Annotated in this window: 20 protein-coding genes and 2 tRNA genes; 1 reads left to right on the forward strand and 21 read right to left on the reverse strand. The window is 38.7% G+C overall.

What is annotated here, in order from left to right; all coding sequences use genetic code 11:
• A partial coding sequence (locus QM450_RS01250) for an IS3 family transposase (protein WP_150535176.1) occupies positions 1 to 96 on the forward strand: 96 nt, incomplete at its 5' end.
• Positions 97 to 144: 48 nt separating this feature from the next.
• Here QM450_RS01250 and QM450_RS01255 read toward each other — a convergent pair.
• From QM450_RS01255 to QM450_RS01355, 21 genes are all read right to left on the reverse strand, one after another.
• Complete coding sequence (locus QM450_RS01255) at positions 145 to 1,542, reverse strand: APC family permease (protein ID WP_414319429.1); 1,398 nt, start codon at positions 1,540 to 1,542, stop codon at positions 145 to 147.
• A gap of 282 nt (positions 1,543 to 1,824) precedes the next feature.
• A complete protein-coding gene (gene sufB / locus QM450_RS01260) occupies positions 1,825 to 3,237 on the reverse strand; it encodes a Fe-S cluster assembly protein SufB (RefSeq protein ID WP_414319430.1) in 1,413 nt (470 codons plus the stop codon).
• A 57-nt stretch (positions 3,238 to 3,294) separates the two neighbouring features.
• Positions 3,295 to 3,735, reverse strand: coding sequence for a Fe-S cluster assembly sulfur transfer protein SufU (gene sufU, locus QM450_RS01265; protein WP_414319431.1), 441 nt, complete (start codon positions 3,733 to 3,735; stop codon positions 3,295 to 3,297).
• A complete protein-coding gene (locus QM450_RS01270) occupies positions 3,722 to 4,948 on the reverse strand; it encodes a cysteine desulfurase (RefSeq protein ID WP_414319432.1) in 1,227 nt (408 codons plus the stop codon). The genes sufU and QM450_RS01270 overlap by 14 nt, the downstream gene beginning before the upstream one ends.
• Positions 4,949 to 4,958: 10 nt before the next feature.
• Complete coding sequence (sufD, locus tag QM450_RS01275; RefSeq protein WP_414319433.1) at positions 4,959 to 6,221, reverse strand: Fe-S cluster assembly protein SufD; 1,263 nt, start codon at positions 6,219 to 6,221, stop codon at positions 4,959 to 4,961.
• Positions 6,222 to 6,248: 27 nt separating this feature from the next.
• Positions 6,249 to 7,019, reverse strand: coding sequence for a Fe-S cluster assembly ATPase SufC (gene sufC / locus QM450_RS01280; protein ID WP_000114489.1), 771 nt, complete (start codon positions 7,017 to 7,019; stop codon positions 6,249 to 6,251).
• Between the two features lie 152 nt (positions 7,020 to 7,171).
• Positions 7,172 to 7,366: a DUF3272 family protein gene (locus tag QM450_RS01285; RefSeq protein WP_001081607.1), complete on the reverse strand. Its 195-nt coding sequence runs from the start codon at positions 7,364 to 7,366 to the stop codon at positions 7,172 to 7,174.
• A 22-nt stretch (positions 7,367 to 7,388) separates the two neighbouring features.
• Positions 7,389 to 9,053 (reverse strand): DNA polymerase III subunit gamma/tau, encoded by a 1,665-nt coding sequence (gene dnaX, locus QM450_RS01290; RefSeq protein ID WP_414319434.1) that lies wholly within the window; start codon positions 9,051 to 9,053, stop codon positions 7,389 to 7,391.
• Positions 9,053 to 9,550 (reverse strand): GAF domain-containing protein, encoded by a 498-nt coding sequence (locus QM450_RS01295; protein ID WP_414319435.1) that lies wholly within the window; start codon positions 9,548 to 9,550, stop codon positions 9,053 to 9,055. Before QM450_RS01295 ends, dnaX begins: the two co-directional genes overlap by 1 nt.
• Before the next feature lie 85 nt (positions 9,551 to 9,635).
• A complete protein-coding gene (gene rpsA, locus QM450_RS01300) occupies positions 9,636 to 10,838 on the reverse strand; it encodes a 30S ribosomal protein S1 (RefSeq protein WP_414319436.1) in 1,203 nt (400 codons plus the stop codon).
• Between the two features lie 162 nt (positions 10,839 to 11,000).
• A tRNA-Gln gene (locus QM450_RS01305) sits at positions 11,001 to 11,072 on the reverse strand.
• Positions 11,073 to 11,081: 9 nt separating this feature from the next.
• Positions 11,082 to 11,162 (reverse strand) — tRNA-Tyr (locus QM450_RS01310).
• Between the two features lie 400 nt (positions 11,163 to 11,562).
• Positions 11,563 to 12,900, reverse strand: coding sequence for an ISLre2 family transposase (locus QM450_RS01315; protein ID WP_269798541.1), 1,338 nt, complete (start codon positions 12,898 to 12,900; stop codon positions 11,563 to 11,565).
• 109 nt (positions 12,901 to 13,009) lie between these two features.
• On the reverse strand, positions 13,010 to 13,336 hold the full coding sequence (locus QM450_RS01320; protein ID WP_414319437.1) for a hypothetical protein: 327 nt from the start codon (positions 13,334 to 13,336) through the stop codon (positions 13,010 to 13,012).
• Between the two features lie 17 nt (positions 13,337 to 13,353).
• Entirely contained in the window at positions 13,354 to 13,737 is a 384-nt protein-coding gene (locus QM450_RS01325; RefSeq protein WP_414319438.1) for a replication initiator protein A, read from the reverse strand.
• On the reverse strand, positions 13,737 to 13,931 hold the full coding sequence (locus QM450_RS01330) for a hypothetical protein (protein WP_268720901.1): 195 nt from the start codon (positions 13,929 to 13,931) through the stop codon (positions 13,737 to 13,739). Before QM450_RS01330 ends, QM450_RS01325 begins: the two co-directional genes overlap by 1 nt.
• Positions 13,932 to 13,954: 23 nt before the next feature.
• The gene (locus QM450_RS01335) at positions 13,955 to 14,230 is read right to left on the reverse strand and encodes a hypothetical protein (RefSeq protein WP_414319439.1); all 276 of its coding nucleotides are present in this window, start codon (positions 14,228 to 14,230) and stop codon (positions 13,955 to 13,957) included.
• Complete coding sequence (locus QM450_RS01340) at positions 14,227 to 15,045, reverse strand: ParA family protein (RefSeq protein WP_414319440.1); 819 nt, start codon at positions 15,043 to 15,045, stop codon at positions 14,227 to 14,229. The genes QM450_RS01335 and QM450_RS01340 overlap by 4 nt, the downstream gene beginning before the upstream one ends.
• A gap of 123 nt (positions 15,046 to 15,168) precedes the next feature.
• On the reverse strand, positions 15,169 to 15,759 hold the full coding sequence (locus QM450_RS01345; RefSeq protein WP_414319441.1) for a hypothetical protein: 591 nt from the start codon (positions 15,757 to 15,759) through the stop codon (positions 15,169 to 15,171).
• Positions 15,760 to 15,773: 14 nt separating this feature from the next.
• Entirely contained in the window at positions 15,774 to 17,114 is a 1,341-nt protein-coding gene (locus QM450_RS01350) for a CHAP domain-containing protein (protein WP_414319442.1), read from the reverse strand.
• A 15-nt stretch (positions 17,115 to 17,129) separates the two neighbouring features.
• Complete coding sequence (locus QM450_RS01355) at positions 17,130 to 17,381, reverse strand: hypothetical protein (RefSeq protein WP_050240246.1); 252 nt, start codon at positions 17,379 to 17,381, stop codon at positions 17,130 to 17,132.
• Between the last annotated feature and the right edge of the window lie 18 nt (positions 17,382 to 17,399).

Consider the following 17,399-nt stretch of genomic DNA (forward strand, 5'->3'; position numbering starts at 1 on the left):
ATTGTAGACTATATTGATTACTACAACAATAAACGAATTAAGGTAAAACTAAAAGGACTCAGTCCTGTGCAATACAGAACTAAATCCTTTGAATAAATTAATTGTCTAACTTTTTGGGGTCAGTACAATTTCGCGATTTTTTCTTTATTCATTTTTAGCTAGTGTTGAATGTTTATAGCCATAAGTAAAGTAGATAAGAATTCCAATTAACAAGGCAATTCCAAATGCCATCCATGTTTCAAGGGTATACTGAAGCATAAATGAAAGGCAGATTAGAATAGACAAGATTGGTAAAAAAGGTACCAGAGGAGTTTTAAATTCTCCCTCTTTGGGCATCCCCTTATCTTTTCTCAATTTGATAATTCCATAGGCTAAGAGAATAAGATAGGCTAAAGTACAGATATTGAGAAAGGCTGCGATACTTGCCAGAGGGAAGATCCCAGCTGCAATCGCTGAAACTCCACCTGTCAAGATGGTTGCATTCTTAGGGACGCGACTAGTCTTGGTCACTTCTTTAAAGCTTTGAGGCAATAGTCCATCGCGGGCCAAGCTATAAATCATTCGTGACAAGGCATAGGTCATTGAAATACATACCGTAATCAAGGTAAAAATTGCAACAAGTGAAACATAATTAGCTGCCCAACCAATACCAATACTTCTAAGAGCAAAAGCCACTGCATCATCAACATTGAGCTTGCTATAGTGAACGATACCTGTCAATATCAAGGTAACCAAGGCATACAGAATGGTTACAATGGTTAAGGATAAAACAATCCCACGTGGAATATTCTTTTGTGGACTTTGAATTTCATCAACTGCCATTGAGATGGATTCAAACCCTAAAAACCCAAAGAACATGAGTGAAGCACCTGCCATAATTCCAGTGCTTCCACCATAAATCTGACCAAAGCCAAATGGAGCAAATTCTGACCAATTTTCAGGTTTAATGTACCAGATTCCAACTAAAATGAATAAGGCAAGAGCAGAAAATTTTAAAACAACAAGAATAGAATTAAAACGAAGAGCTACTTTCGAATTTAAAAGTACAACACCTGTAACAAGTAGAATTACTAAAATTGGTAAAAAATCAATATAAGTACCATTTTCAGGATTAAAAGTTCCATTCAAGACTTGTGGCAAGGAAATTCCATAATGGCTAAGCAAACCTTTAAAATAGGCCGCCCAACCCGAAGCTACACCAGAAACAGCTGTCATAAATTCCATAATAGTCAGCCAACCAGCAATCCAAGCTGGAAATTCACCTAAAATTGCATATAGATAACTATAAGCACCCCCAGTTGCTGGAACACGAGAGGCAAATTCTGCAAAAAAGAGTGCAGATAAGGATACGCAGATAGCAGAAATTACAATCGATACCACAAGGGCAGGTCCTGCTAATGTTGCTGCAGCAGTTCCTGTAATCGTAAAAATACCTGTTCCCACCATAGCACCAATTCCCAAGAGAATTAAGTCCCATAGTTTTAAATGGCGATGCATTTCTGTCTTACCTAGACTAACGTCTTTGGTTCTAAAAATATTCATATTTCATCCCCCACTTTATGTGATTGTATTATTTTACCATACAAAAGACTTTTTGTGAATATTTATTAGCATCTTTCATCAAAAAAACTGAGAGTGGGACAGAAATCGGTAATTTGTTAGAATACGATTTCGTCGTCCCACCTCCGCACAGTTGAGTAGGGCTGTAAAAGCTGATGAAATCAGCGTAGTAGAGCCCACTCAACCACTGCGTCTTGCTCGACAATCCAAAGACAATTGAGAGGCTAGGACTTTTGTCCCAGCCTCAGTTTTTGTTCATAAAGTTTATCCAACTGATCCTTCCATTTCATAGCTAATCAAGCGGTTCAGCTCAACTGCATATTCCATTGGAAGTTCTTTAGTGAAGGGTTCGACAAATCCCATGACAATCATTTCAGTTGCTTCAGATTCTGAGAGACCACGACTCATGAGATAATAGAGTTGTTCTTCTGAAATCTTAGATACTTTGGCTTCATGTTCCAAAGCTACTTGTGAGTTGTGGATTTCATTAAACGGAATAGTGTCTGATGCTGACAGATCATCCATGATAATGGTATCACACTCGATGTGAGAAACAGATTTCTTAGAGTTTTTATTAAAGGTTACTTGTCCACGGTAGTCCACTTTTCCTCCGCCTTTAGCGATAGACTTAGACACGATAGATGAGCTTGTATGTGGTGCATTGTGGATCATCTTGGCACCAGTGTCCTGATGCTGTCCAGCATTGGCAAAGGCAATAGAAAGCATGGTACCACGCGCTCCTTCTCCATCTAAGTATACAGATGGATATTTCATAGTCGTTTTGGCACCCAAGTTCCCATCAATCCACTCAACAGTAGCATCTTTTTGAGCCTTAGCACGCTTAGTAACCAAGTTATAAACGTTATCAGACCAGTTTTGGATGGTTGTATAACGCATATAAGCACCATCCAAGGCAAAAATTTCTACGATGGCAGCATGCAAGCTGTTACTTGAATAAGTCGGTGCTGTACATCCTTCTACGTAATGGACACTTGCTCCCTCATCAACAATAATCAAGGTACGTTCAAACTGACCAGTATTTTCGTTATTGATACGGAAGTAAGTTTGAAGTGGAATATCCACTTTCACACCTTTTGGTACATAGATAAAGGTTCCACCTGACCATACTGCCGAATTGAGGGCAGCCAACTTATTATCTGTTGGTGGTACCAACTTCGCAAAGTATTGTTTAAACAAGTCTGGGTATTCCTTGAGGGCAGAATCTGTATCTGTAAAGATAATCCCCAATTTCTGGAACTCTTCCTTCATGTTGTGGTAAACCACTTCTGACTCATACTGGGCAGAGGCACCTGCTAGATAGGCACGCTCAGCTTCCGGAATCCCAATTCGTTCAAAGGTTTCCTTGATTTTTTCAGGAACATCATCCCAAGAACGTGCTGGTTTATCAGAAGGTTTTTGGTAGTAGATCAAGTCATCAAAGTCAATCTCTGACAAGTCTGCTCCCCAGGTTTGCATGGGCATTTTTTTGAAGGTTTCATAAGATTTCAAACGGAATTCTAACATCCACTCAGGCTCACCCTTGGCAGCAGATAATTCACGAATAACACCTTCGTTGAGTCCTTTTCCTGTCGATAGGACAGGCTCTACATCATCATGAAAACCAAATTTATATTCACCAAGATCAATTGGTTTTGGTTCTACTCTTTCTTCAGCCATAATATCCTTTCTTTCATTCTTCATTTCTAATAATTCATAAGACAAAAGAAGCTTGTCTTATTTGTTTTCTTGATTTTCGATTGTTTTCTTAAGGGCGTTCCAAGCTAGGGTTGCACATTTGATTCGTTGCGGAAATTTGGCAACTCCTGACAAGAAGGCTGCGTCTCCAAGACTATCTTGTTTATCATCTTTTTGTCCTTGAACCATTTCTGAAAAAATGGTCGCAAGTTCTAGAATTTCTTGCTTGGTCTTGCCTAAAACGGCATCTGTCATCATACTAGCAGAGGCAGTTGAGATGGTACAACCAGAGTTTAGAAAAGCGATATCTTCCAAACGATCATCTGCATCAAACTTGACAGATAGATTGATGACATCACCACAGGTTGGATTGTTGAGACTGATTTGTTCAGCATCTTCTAGCTTCCCTTGGTGATGGGGATTTTTCGAATGGTCCGCTACCACTGCCATATAAAGGCTATCTAGTTTAGAAAGTGCCATTGAAAAACTCCTTTGTCTTTTGTAGGGCATCGACCAACTTGTCGCAATCAGCCTTGGTGTTGTAGATATAAAAACTTGCACGAGCTGTTGCTGGAACGTCCAAATATTGGAGCAAGGGTTGAGCACAATGGTGACCGGCACGAACTGCTACTCCTTCATAATCCAAAGCAGTCGCAAGGTCGTGAGGATGAAGATTGCCTAGGTTAAAGGCAATGACACCCGAGCGTTGAGCCAAGTCCTGCGAACCATAAATAGTTAATCCCTCAATTGCCTGCAGTTTTGGAAAGACGTATGCAATCAATTCTTGTTCATGGACTTCAATTGCATCCATACCAATCGTTTCAAGATAATCCACTGCCGCAGCAAGTCCGATTGCACCCGCCATATTAGGAGTTCCAGCCTCGAATTTCCAAGGCAACTCCTTCCAGCTAGCAGATTGCTCATAGACGAAATCAATCATCTCACCACCAAATTCAACTGGTGACATTTGTTCCAGATACTTTTCTTTACCGTAAAGGACGCCAATACCAGTTGGGCCAGCCATCTTGTGACCTGAAAAGGCAAAGAAGTCCACATCCAAGTCCTGGACATCAATCTTCACATGAGGCGTAGATTGAGCACCATCCACCACCATAATGGCTCCAACTTGGTGGGCTAATTGAGTGATTTCTTTGATTGGATTGACCACACCAAGAACATTTGAGGCGTGAGCTAGTGAAACAAATTTAACTTTGTCAGTTAATTTAGAACACAAGTCATCCATATCCAGAGCTCCAGCTTTGAGATAGACATAAACAAGCTCTGCCCCAGTCTTTCGGCAAGCTTCCTGCCATGGGATAATATTGGAGTGATGTTCCATGACAGAAATCAAGACCTGATCTCCTTCAGTCAAGATTTCTTCAGCATAACGTGCTACCCAATTAAGACTAGTTGTCGTACCTCTGGTAAAGAGAACTTCCTTTGTAGAGCCTGCATTGATAAACTTACGAATGGTTTCACGAGCCGCCTCATAAGAAGCTGTCGCCCTTTCTGCCAAGGTATGAACACCCCGGTGAACATTTGCATTGTCCTTCTCATAGTAGCGGTTAATCGTTTCCAGAACTGCTAGTGGTTTTTGTGTCGTCGCAGCATTATCCAGATAAACCAGAGGTTCATCGTTGACAATCTGGTCTAAAATTGGAAAATCCTTGCGAATCGCTTCTACATCTAACATAGGCTACCTCTTAGCGTTTTGACAATTTTTCTTCGATAGTTGCAATCATTTCATCACGAACTTCCTTGACTGGAATCTCAACGATAACGGATCCAAGGAAACCACGAACAACCAAGCGTTCTGCAGTTGCCTTATCCAAACCACGGCTCATGAGGTAGTACATGTCTTCTGGATCTACCTGACCGATAGAAGCTGCGTGACCTGCAGTAACATCATTTTCGTCAATCAAAAGAATTGGATTGGCATCTGAACGAGCCTGATCTGAAAGCATAAGAACACGGCTCTCTTGTTGGGCATCTGCTCCCTTAGCTCCTTTGATGATGTGACCGATACCATTGAAAGTTAAAGTTGCTTTTTCAAGTATAACCCCATGTTGGAGGATATTTCCGATTGAGTTGCAACCATAGTTAGTTACACGTGTATCAATCCCTTGTACTTGACGGCCACTTGATAGGGCAACGACCTTAAGATCTGCATGGCTACCATTACCAATCAAGTCACTATCAAAGTCTGCAACGACGTTTCCTTCGTTCATGACACCGATAGCCCAGTCAATATTTGCATCGTTGCCCAATTTACCACGGCGGCTAATATAGGCAGTGACATTTTCACCTAGACGGTCAATCGCTGCAAACTTCACTTGTGCGCCAGAACGAGCGATGACTTCTACTGTGATATTGGCAGTTGCCTTAGCACTACCCTCACCACGTGACTCAAGACGTTCAAGGTAGCTAATCTTACTATTCTTACCCGCGATAATAAGGATATGCTTGTTAAACGGCACATCGCTATCGCTGTCTTGATAGAAAATTCCTTCGATTGGTTCAGCAATCTCAACATTATCGGGAATGTAGAGAACAGCACCACTGTTGAAATAAGCTGTATGGTAGGCTGCTAATTTATCATCATCGTATTTAACAGATGACATGAAGAATTCTTCTACGAGTTCCGGAATTTCTTCAAGAGCTGAGTGGAAGTCTGTAAAGACCACTCCTTGTTCAGCCAACTCAGCTGGAGTTTGTTCAAAAACTGTTTGAGTTCCAACCTGCACCAACTTCAAGTGATTGTCTAAAGCAGTGAAATCAGGGACATTTGCTGACGGTTCACTTTCTGTAATAGTTCCATCACCAAGATTCCAACGGTGAAATTTAACACGCTCAATAACTGGTAATTCTAAACTCTCAATCTTATCAAAGGCTTTTTGACGGAGGTCAGCCAACCAGCTTGGTTCAGCATGCATTTCTGAAAAAAGTTTAATAGTTTCTTTAGTCATTTACTTCTCCTAAAAGATACGAGCGAATTACAATTCTTCCTTGTAGTCATAGCCAAGTTCTTCAGCTAATTTTGCGTATCCTTCACGTTCCAAACGTGCAGCCAATTCTGGACCACCAGAAAGAACAACACGACCTTCCATCATAACGTGTACTACATCTGGAGTGATATAGTTCAAGAGACGTTGGTAGTGAGTAATGATCATTGCACCAAAGCCTTCGCCACGCATAGCATTGACACCTTTAGATACAACTTTAAGAGCATCGATATCAAGACCTGAGTCAATCTCATCAAGAAGGGCAAAAGTTGGTTCCAACATCAAGAGTTGTAGAATTTCATTACGTTTTTTCTCACCACCAGAGAATCCTTCATTAAGGTAACGCTCAGCCATTTCTTCTTTCATGTTGAGCAATTCCATTTTTTCGTCTAGCTTAGTGATAAATTCACGAACTGAAATCTTCTCATCATCTTCTTTACCAGCATTCATAGCTGCACGAAGAAACTCAGCGTTAGTAATTCCAGGAATTTCTGATGGATATTGCATTGCAAGGAAAAGTCCCATACGCGCACGCTCGTCCACTTCCAACTCAAGGATGTTTACACCATCAAACAAAACTTCACCTTTGGTAACTTCATAGTTTGGATTTCCCATGATAGCGGCTGAAAGAGTTGATTTACCAGTACCATTTGGTCCCATGATAGCGGCAATTTCTCCTGTTTTAAGAGTCAGGTTAACCCCTTTTAAAATTTCTTTTCCTTCGATTTCAACGTGAAGATCTTTGATCTCTAATACTGACATGATAATTCCTTTCTTTTCAATCCGTTTTATCATTTTCGCTAGAAAATTGTCCTTAGTTTTCTAGTAAAAAACGATAAAATATCAATAAATATACTTTAATAGTATAACAAAAAAAAGCCTAAAAGGCTTTAATTTTGTCTAGAAGCTGAGGGTTACTTCTTTCCACGAAAATGATCATCTATAGCGTTGACAATTTTACCCATAATATAGCTGACTCTAAAATTTCTTAGGATTAAAATAGCCCAAAGCAAGGCCACGATATACCGTTGCTCCATGATGGATTCATTAAAAAAATAAGTCTCGGCAGCAGTAAATAAGGCCATAATTATAAATTGTTGTCTGTTCATCGTATTAAGTCACAAAATCCTTTTAATCTTCTGCAATGGTTACTTTATCCGCTAGAAACTCAAATCCTTGAGGGAGGACAGGTTCCTCAACTTCTTCCTTAACGGGTTGACCTTGAGACGATTTAGCCTTCGCTGAGAAATCAGCTCTGACTTCTTTCCACTCTTCCATGGAAATAGCAAGAATCTCTGGTGAAAATCCCGCTGCTTGACTAAGGATATTACCAAACATGGTGTTGAGATTATCACGTTTCATGGTCTGACCAGCATTGAAGTTAGACTCAAATGCAAGAATGGCATGATGTTCATTAGCCGCAACAGGTTGAGAACCAACTAAAAGTGCCTTATCAGGACCTGACAAGCTTTCAATAACTTCTCCCCAAGCATTTTGAAGACGGATTAGATTTTGACGGGCTAAATCAGGATTTTCAACAGCTTCTTGAAGAATAGACTGAACCTTATTGCGATCTACGCGATAAACTGACTTGCTGTTAACTGGGCGACTTGGCGTCGGTGTGCTCTGCTTAGGACTCGTGTTAACATTTGCCAGAGCCTGTTTCAATCGCGCAACTTCTTCTCTAAGCGAGGCTAATTCTCCACTTGTATCATCTGATAATGTTGGTTTTGAATCTATCTCTGCCAAACGAATGGTCATCATTTCAGCATAAATCTTAGGCTGTAAGCTAGCCTTGATATCAGCTAAACTACTAGTCGCAATTCCGATCATCTCAAACAAAATAGCCTGTGAAAGTCCTAGGTTATCCTTAAAGAGATCACTATGGTGAGTATTCTCCCCACCAGTTTGGACAATCAAAATATCCCTTAGATACTGCAACAAATCCGTTACAAATCGTGTCATGCTTTTTCCGTTATCAAAAATCAAATTAAGATTTTCCAAAGCACGAGTCACATCTTTTTGTGCCAAGGCAGCCACATAATTATCCAAAGCACTTAGACTAATAGTCCCAGTAATTTCCTCCGAAACAGCTGTTGTTAATCTAGCATCTTGAGTCAAGCTCAATGCTTGGTCTAAAATGGACAAAGCATCCCGCATACCACCTTCGGCTCTACGAGCGATAATCTCAACAGCTTCAGTTTCATAAGCAATCCCTTCCTTCTCTAAAATATGGAAGATATGATCTCGAATATCCTGAGTTCTAATAGATTTGAACTCGAAACGTTGAACACGAGACAAAATGGTTGCAGGAATCTTATGAAGCTCTGTCGTTGCTAGGATAAAAACAACATTAGGAGTGGGTTCTTCAAGAGTTTTCAAAAGGGCATTGAAGGCTCCAGTTGAAAGCATATGAACCTCATCAATGATATAGACCTTATACTGAGCTATACTTGGAGCATAGGTTGATTTATCACGAATATCACGAATTTCATCCACCCCATTGTTAGAGGCCGCGTCCATTTCGATAACGTCTTCCAAGCTACCGTCTGTCACCGCCTGACAGATATAACAGTTATTGCAAGGTTCTCCTCCCTCTTGATTAGGGCAGTTCATAGCCTTGGCAAAAATTTTGGCTACACTGGTTTTTCCAGTTCCACGAGGCCCTGAAAATAGATAGGCATGGCTGATCTTTTCCTGCTCTACAGCTTGTTTAAGAGTTTTTGCAACAATTTCCTGGCCTACTAACTGTGAAAATGTTTGACTTCTATATTTTCGATAAAGGGCCTGATACATTACGCTTTCTCCTCAAACATTGAAAAATTCCATTCGGTTTTCTCTAACAAAATAGCTACAAACTCTTCTAGATACTTCTGATCCATTTCATCATAATCCTCCACAAGAGATGAATCCAAATCTAATACACCGAGAAGACGTCCCTCTTTAACCATCGGCACGACAATTTCACTACGAGAACTACTATCGCAAGAAATATAGTTTGGATAGGTTTTTACATCACCAACAATAACTGTTTGACGACTAGCTGCCGATTCACCACAAACACCTTTTCCAAGAGCGATTCGTACACATGAAACTCCACCTTGAAAGGGTCCCAAGATCAGTTCATTCCCATCAAATAGATAGAAAACTGCAAAAACAGTATTGGGAAAGCTTGTTTTTAGCAAAGCACTAGCATTAGAAAGATTAGCCAACACATTGGGCTCTCCTTCTAAAAGATAAGAGAGCTGTTCATTTATTGTTTGATAAAGTAATTCTTTTTCTGAATATAACATAAAACCATTATATCAAAAAATGCTAGTAGAAAAAAGAAAAATCCCTTGTTTTAAAAACAAAGGATTTGATTCAAATTCGAATGGATTAAAGTTCGATGTCTCCGAACAAGTCAGCCATTGAGAATCCTGTTTGAGTTTCAGGAAGTTCAAAATCACGTTTTTCTTGACGTTTTGGACGACGTGGACGTGGAGCGCGTTTTTCTTCTTTTTGTCCTTCTTCTTGAGCTGGACGTTCTTCAAGAGCTTTGATAGAAAGTGAAACGCGTTCTGCATCAGCGTTAACTTCAAGAACTTTAACAGTAACTTCTTGACCCACTTTAAGAGCTTCTTTTGGATTTTCAATACGTTTGTGTGAAATTTGTGATACGTGAACAAGTCCATCGATACCTGGCAATACTTCAACAAATGCACCGAAGTCAGTCAAACGTTTAACTGTACCTTCTACAACATCACCTTTAGCCAATTTTTGCTCAACGCCATCCCATGGTCCAGGTGTTGTAGCTTTAAGTGAAAGTGATACACGTCCTTCTTCTTCGTTAAGATCAAGGATTTTCACTTCAACTTCCTCACCAACAGTTACAACTGATTTTGGTGAAACGTTACGTTCGTGTGACAATTCAGTCAAGTGAACCAATCCGTCAACACCACCAAGGTCGATGAAAGCACCGAAGCTTGTGATACGTGCAACTTTACCAGTTACAACATCACCAACAGCCAATTTACCGAATACTTCAGCACGAGCTGCTGCAGTTGCTGCTTCTACAACTTCACGACGTGAAAGGATGAAGCGGTTTTCTTTAGGATCAACTTCTTTGATTTTAGCTTCAAACTCTTGACCTACAAAACGCTCAGTGTTACGTACAAAACGAGTATCCAACATTGAAGCTGGGATAAATCCACGTACACCTTCAAATTCTACTGAAAGTCCACCCTTAACAGCGCGAGTTCCTTTAACTGTAACAACTTCTTCTTCACGTCCTACAAGTTTGTCCCATGCTTTGCGAGCTTCAAGGCGTTTTTTAGATACAAGGTATGTTACTGTATCAGTATCTTTACCAACTACTTGACGAAGTACAAGAACATCCAATACTTCACCTACTTTTACAAAGTCATTGATATCTGCATCGCGATCGTTTGTCAATTCGCGAAGAGTCAAGACACCTTCAACACCAGTTCCAGAGATTGCAACGTTAGCTTGAGTAGCATCAACTGTCAATACTTCAGCACTAACAACATCACCTGGCTCAACTTGGCTAACGCTATTTAGCAAATCTTCAAATTCGTTCATCTAAAAAATCCTCCAACAATCAAGTTTTTCTTAAACTTGACATACTTATAATTTTTTCCTAAGCACCCGCAAAGACATGTTATATCGTTCACGTCCTTCAATTATAAAAATAAAATACCCTAAGATATTTTTCTTTTTATCCTTGAATTTATTACCTAAGAACTGGGGTAGCTGGATTCGAACCAACGCATGAGGGAGTCAAAGTCCCTTGCCTTACCGCTTGGCTATACCCCAAAAGTGAAATGGAGAGAGAGGGATTCGAACCCCCGAACCCGAAGGAGCGGATTTACAGTCCGCCGCGTTTAGCCTCTTCGCTATCTCTCCAATGTTCAACAAAAACTATTATATCATGAAAATTTACAAAAAACAAGCTTTATTTTGCTAAAGTATGCGGTAGAATTTTTTAGAATGCCTAAATACATATATTTTTTAGGAGAACATCACCGAGTTTAAAAAAAGACTGAACAAATTTCTTGCTCAGTCTTGACATTGATACACTTATTAGGTATCATTAATTAAAGACTGAGTAAGAAGGTCGGTTTCTTACTCGGTAAGGCGAGAAGTGTTAGCGCACTTTTCGTCTTTTTTTATTCGATTAATTTAAGTAAATTATAACACATTTTTACACACCGCGCAAGCATTTTATGTTTGATTATAGCACAAAAAGACCTTTTTTTACAAAGGTTATTGTTATATAACTTTTTGTGTACTTTGTTATGTACTTCTATTGTTTTCGGAAGTAGGATAATCTTTTGCTATCAGGGTAACATTGATATCTAGATGTATTTTCTTTATCAGTTTTACTCATTCTCTTTTTAATGGTAGATGCAGAAACTTCCTCTAAAGAAATAAATTTTTCATAATCTTCTCTCCAGTTACCAAAGAATAATTCTCTCAAGGAATCCTCATAATTCAAAACAATAATTCGACTCATCGTTTCAGCTCCAGCAAGAGTCCAGTACATCCCCCTTTTTTTCATTCTATAAGTGACCTTACGATGCTGGCTCTCCATTATCCCGATTCCTGCATGACTGAATCCTCTCTGTTCAGCTGGTTTAGTATATTGGAAATTTCTCAATATTTTACTCTTGAACTTCTCAAATAATTCTTGTTCTTCTTCTGTCTCGATGTAACTTTCGCTCGTATCTAGTACAGTTCTCATTAACTGCTTATCATGTTGCTTAATCGCCTGGAAAGCTCTCTCTAATAAGTCTTCAGAGTAAAATTTCAGATAATTATTCAACTCCTTATTTACATGGTACTCATCCCAAAAATGTTCGTGTCGTTTAATACGTAAAACCTTTGCAATTTCTTTGAAAACATAGGGTGTATATCCACGACCTCCATCAGAGTTCGTAATCAATAAAGTTTGATCCGTAACTTCGTAATTATTGAATAGATAATCGATTACCTGCTCCCTCACTAAGCGATTGTCAAGGCCAATAAATTCTTTTTTATCCTGGAGTTCAAATCGATTGCTGCCAACTTTCTGGCTTCCTGTATGAACTACAAAATGGGATAAATCGTAATGCTTATTATCCTTCTGTGTATCACGTGCTTTAACCATCACACCATCACCCTCAATATAAATAACCTGGGGTTTTCTTTTGCTAACTTCTTGACCCTCTTCGTAATATCGATAGGCTTCTCTTTCCTCTAACAACTTCTCACAAATTTTTACAGCTTTTACTACAATTGGCTTTGTGATAGAGATGTGATAAGTCAATTGGATCACCTGAGTTACTTTATCATATGGCATTAAAGTAGATAACTTAGCTACCTGATACATAAATTCCCAGGAGAAACGGACATTCTTCTGAAGTCCTAACTTTTCATCAACTGGAATTACCCAATGATCTCCTTTTTTCCAACGTCTTCTTCTGAAAGTAAACTCACCAAATGTGAAAGCGACAGTACGTTCCATAGAATGAATACAGGTATAGCCCTTTGCTTTCATGACTGGAATCATCTCCTCATCATACTTAGAAACAAAGTTATAAAATTCTTTTGCATTTTGAAACAGCAATTGATTTTTTAGTTCTCTCTCATCAAAGAAAGCCATTCAGAATCCTCCCTTATTAAAATTATGATTATTTTAATAAATTTTAACCTGAATATTCAAATAATCCTTTGTTCTGTCAAAAAAAGAGCCTATCTTTTCAGATAAACTCTTACTTGTCATACCAGGGTATCTCTTTCTTACTAAAACAAGATTTGCTCATTTCAATAGTCGCTATCCCCATAGGAATCAAAATAATGCTCCATAAAACCGTCACAATTCCATCTGCAATAAAGGAAAAATCACCTGTAAAGTGAAGTCCCAAATACAGTAATAATACAACTGGTAAAAATGCTGGAGCAAATTTCAAAATGGCCAATCCTAAAACGACTATAAATACCATACTAAGACCAAATGTCTTATAGAACATATAGACCGCTATAGATCCGATAAAAATAAAGAATAACTGAACAAGTCTTTTAATGTCAACGAAAATCATCGTAAATTCCTCCTGCATTATCTATAATATTTTAAAATCTCATCTGTTAGATAAATTCTATTAGGTAGACTGGATCCTTGGCGGACTTCTTCAATTAAACCATGATTCTTTAGCTTCCTTTTCAAAGAAATTACTTTGCTTTTACCTGATTGAAGAGCCTCCATTAGCTCCTCTATAGGGTAACATACAAAAGTATTTCCATTTTCATCATATCCTTTTAATTCAAAGTCAACCGCTCCTCTTAAACGATTTAATAACAGCATATAGAGAAAGATTCCGCTACTCTTCAAATCATTAAACTGCGGGTCGTCTATTATTGGACGAGGAAGAAAGAATTGTCCTGAATCTGTTGCTGCTGAAGAAAATTCTGGAATATCTGATAAATTTGATAAGTATTTCATTATTCCTTCTCCATTTCAAGTGATTTTTCATGTGAACTGGAGATATTAGACTCTGCCTCGTGCAACTTTCTAAGAAGTTCCTCTTTCTCTATCTCTTTCTTTTTCTTCATATCATGAGTATAGTCTTTCTCTAGTTGTGGTTCTTCATCGTCATTCTCATTTTTCTTCTTTATTTCTTTACTAAAATCTATCATTAAAAATCATCCTTCCTAATATCTCATTGCTTAATTTTTCTCTGCATCTTTTCCCATTCTCTTATAATCAGATTCTCAATATAAGATGAAGCTGATTTTTCACCGTGATACTCTACTAAAGCATCTAACATATCGTATCGAACATTATGATGCAGAGAGAAAGGAAAACGTTGCTTTTTGTTATAGCTTTCAGGAGACTTTCTAGCCTCCTGATTTTGTTTCCTAGATGAAGAAGTCTTTTCTCTCTTTGGTGTACCTTGGAATGTTTGTTTTACTTGTACGAATCGATTCTCTGTCATGCTACCTCTCCTTCTAACACACTCAAAATATTTTCATATACGTAGTTTATATTATCATAAAACTTTTGATGTGTCTCTTGTTGGTTAGCTGTCATCTCCTCATGCTGCTCAAAGACACTCTGACTGATCACAAGACTCTTGGCCATGAGCTCTTTTTTCTGGATAGAACCTAGGTAAGCCGAATCTTCTTCAACAACTTCTAAAAATTGTTTACAGGTGTCTGTTACATTGTTTCCAAAGTACTCAATCTTATTTCCAATAAGATAAGGTTCTGCTTTAACATAGCTTTTCTTAGTAATGACTTCGATAGCTTCGCTCTTGATGAAGTCTACAAAATTTTTCAAAGATAACCAGGCACGAAAACCATTAAGAGAGGCATCAGAAACAGCTAAGACAATATCTGATACGGCTATAAAATTAGCCGTAACTAGGCTCTCGTCATTATGCGTATCAATTAGAATGACATCAAATTGTGCTTCTAACTCCTCGTAATGTTCGCCAAACCACATAAACAACTGGAGATATTTGTTGTTTCGACTAGCCAGATCTAACTGCTCATCTGTCAAACGCTCATCACCACAAATCAAACTGAGATTTTCTGATATTGGAACAATTTCGTACTCTCCAGTCGTAAATATATCATAGACGGTTTTCTCGTATTTTACATCAAATGTTCTTGTCAAATTGCATTCCCAAGCTCCATCAATGAGTAGTGTTCTAAGCCCCTTAACACGTGCCAACCAATCCCCTTCATTAAAGGTATCTGTAGTCTTACCACCGCCACCTTTTCCTAAGTTTGTTGTCTGAATCTTCATGATTCCCTCCTTTGATAATTGTATATTTTGTTATATAACTTTTTATATACTTAATTATACCTAAAATAACTTTACTTGTCAATATAAAAGCACAAAAAGTTATATAACTTTTTGTGCAACTTGTTAGCCGTATGTACCACCTATATTTCCACCAACATAGGCTTTTAGCTGGATTTGTTGAACCGTAGTATTGAAATTTCCAACGAAATAGCTGTTCTCTTCTCCATTTTTAGTTAGAACAACCAAAAATTGAATCACATCATCTGATTCAGTTGGCATCACTTCCAATTGTTCAGGTTGAAAATCATACTGATTCGTCAGAAGAGCCATCGCAAAGGTTTGAATCATCGCATTCTGTGTCATAGATAAATGATTCTCAATTGTTCCCTTGACATTTGGCAGAAAATTCGTCTTTTTTATATCTGCTACTGCTTCTTCAAAGGCTTTTAACACTTCCTTTTTATCTTCCAGTGTTGCCTCTGCATAGGGATGTTCTAGTTTTAGCTTAGCTGTCCGATAATGCTTTTCATCTGCTGTTTCCTCTTTGGAAGACGGTTCGTTTTGAGAGGTTCCCGAAGAACTCACCTGAGCTGGTTCCTCTATTTTGGTTTGTTGAGATGGTCTGAAACTCGACACAATCCCTATTCCTGCCAAAATCAATAGAACACCTGCTACAATCGATACAACCATATTCTCTTTTATCCAATCAATCATCTTATATCCTCCTTTTAATTTGAACTTAATTTAGCTTCTCTATCATCTGGATAAGCAAAAGAGATTACCTGTTCTTGCTGTTGAGATTTAGTCCAAATACGATAATTCCATGTATATGGAGTTTTGAACTGATCCCAACCACTCAGAGGTGTATTTTGCTCTACAAACAAGATGGAGCCATTCTCGAAAACATGACATACAATACCAGTATGACCATATCCTCCACCCCCTACCTGTGTAGAAAAAATAGCGCCTTTTTTAGGTGTAGTCTTAACTGAGTTTCCAAATATTGCAGCCCATGCTGCCGCCTGATCTTTCCCATCGCCCTGTACGGATCCAGAATGGCCCCATAAGTGATTTCCCAGGCTGATTGTAAGATTCACACATTGACCAGCATACTCGTCGCTTCCAGGATTATACCATCCTGTAGACTTAGCATAGTCCATGCCTAAGCTCTTAGGATCAATAATGAATGATTTCAAACTATCTGGTAAGTCTTCTGGTTTATACCCCCACGCAGTCGCATCTGAAGGGACAGTTCCCGTTCCATCGGTACTGCTACCTGACTCTCCACATCCACTTTTTTCAGCTGAAGAAGACACCGCACTATCTGAAGAACCGATACCTTGTGTACTGGAGCCTTCATAAGGTTTCTCACCATGAGCAGCAATAGCTTCCTTATCAAGCCACTGATACTTCGTACCTAGTTTTTGGTACATATCAGTTAGTTTGCTCTTATAAGTGCCATCTGTAGCCCATCCACCATTTGCTATAGCAGATAAGGTTGCAATACCATTTATATTGTTTATAGCCCCTTTATAAAGTGTCTGGTGAGCCATAAACTCAGCTTTCCCTACAATTCCTGCATCATAGCTAGAGAACCAAGTATAAGATCCCCCTGTACCGTCTCCAACGTTTGCTCCAGGCTTTGTTCCTGTGAGATCAATACTGTCTTCACCATACGTCGCAATAGTGACTGGAAAATCGCTTTTTCTTGAGGTTTTAACACCTCCCATGTTATGAGCCTTCCAGAAGGAAGTGCCATTAGGATTCGTAAAATTGAAGCCATTCTCTATCATTGTTTGAGTGATAGAGGCTGAAGGTAGGAAACCTCCTGCCTTCCAAGACAGGATATAGGCTTCCTTATGCTTTTTTACAAAGTCATCGATGGAACCATCAGCTGAAGAAACTGTTGAGTCGCTAGTTGAAGATGTTGTTTCGACGGCACCACAATCATTTCTTCCATTATTAGTTACAGCTCCCATTATCCCAACTAACATGGTTATCCCAACATTGATAATTAATAGGAGAGCCACAAAAGGAATGAGGATCTTCAGTTTAAATATTTTTTTCATGGATACCTCGCTTATTTACCACAATCCTAATATTGTTCGCAAAATTCCATAAAAAACTAAAAATACAATAAATCCTATTCCAATCTTCTTGAGTCCCTTCAAAAACTCCTTATCTCGTTCCTTTTGTGCTTCCAGGCGTTTTGGATCTGATTCTCCTTCTGAAGCGAAATAATCTCTTTCTTGTTGCATGCGATATTTACGAATCAATACGTATTGATCAAATCTCTGCTTAGTCCTGGCAATCATTCCTAGTTTATTTTTGGCCATTCTGGTTTACCTTTCTTT

Origin of the sequence: Streptococcus infantis (genome assembly GCF_047464615.1) — a bacterium.
Lineage (GTDB): Bacteria > Bacillota > Bacilli > Lactobacillales > Streptococcaceae > Streptococcus > Streptococcus infantis_Y.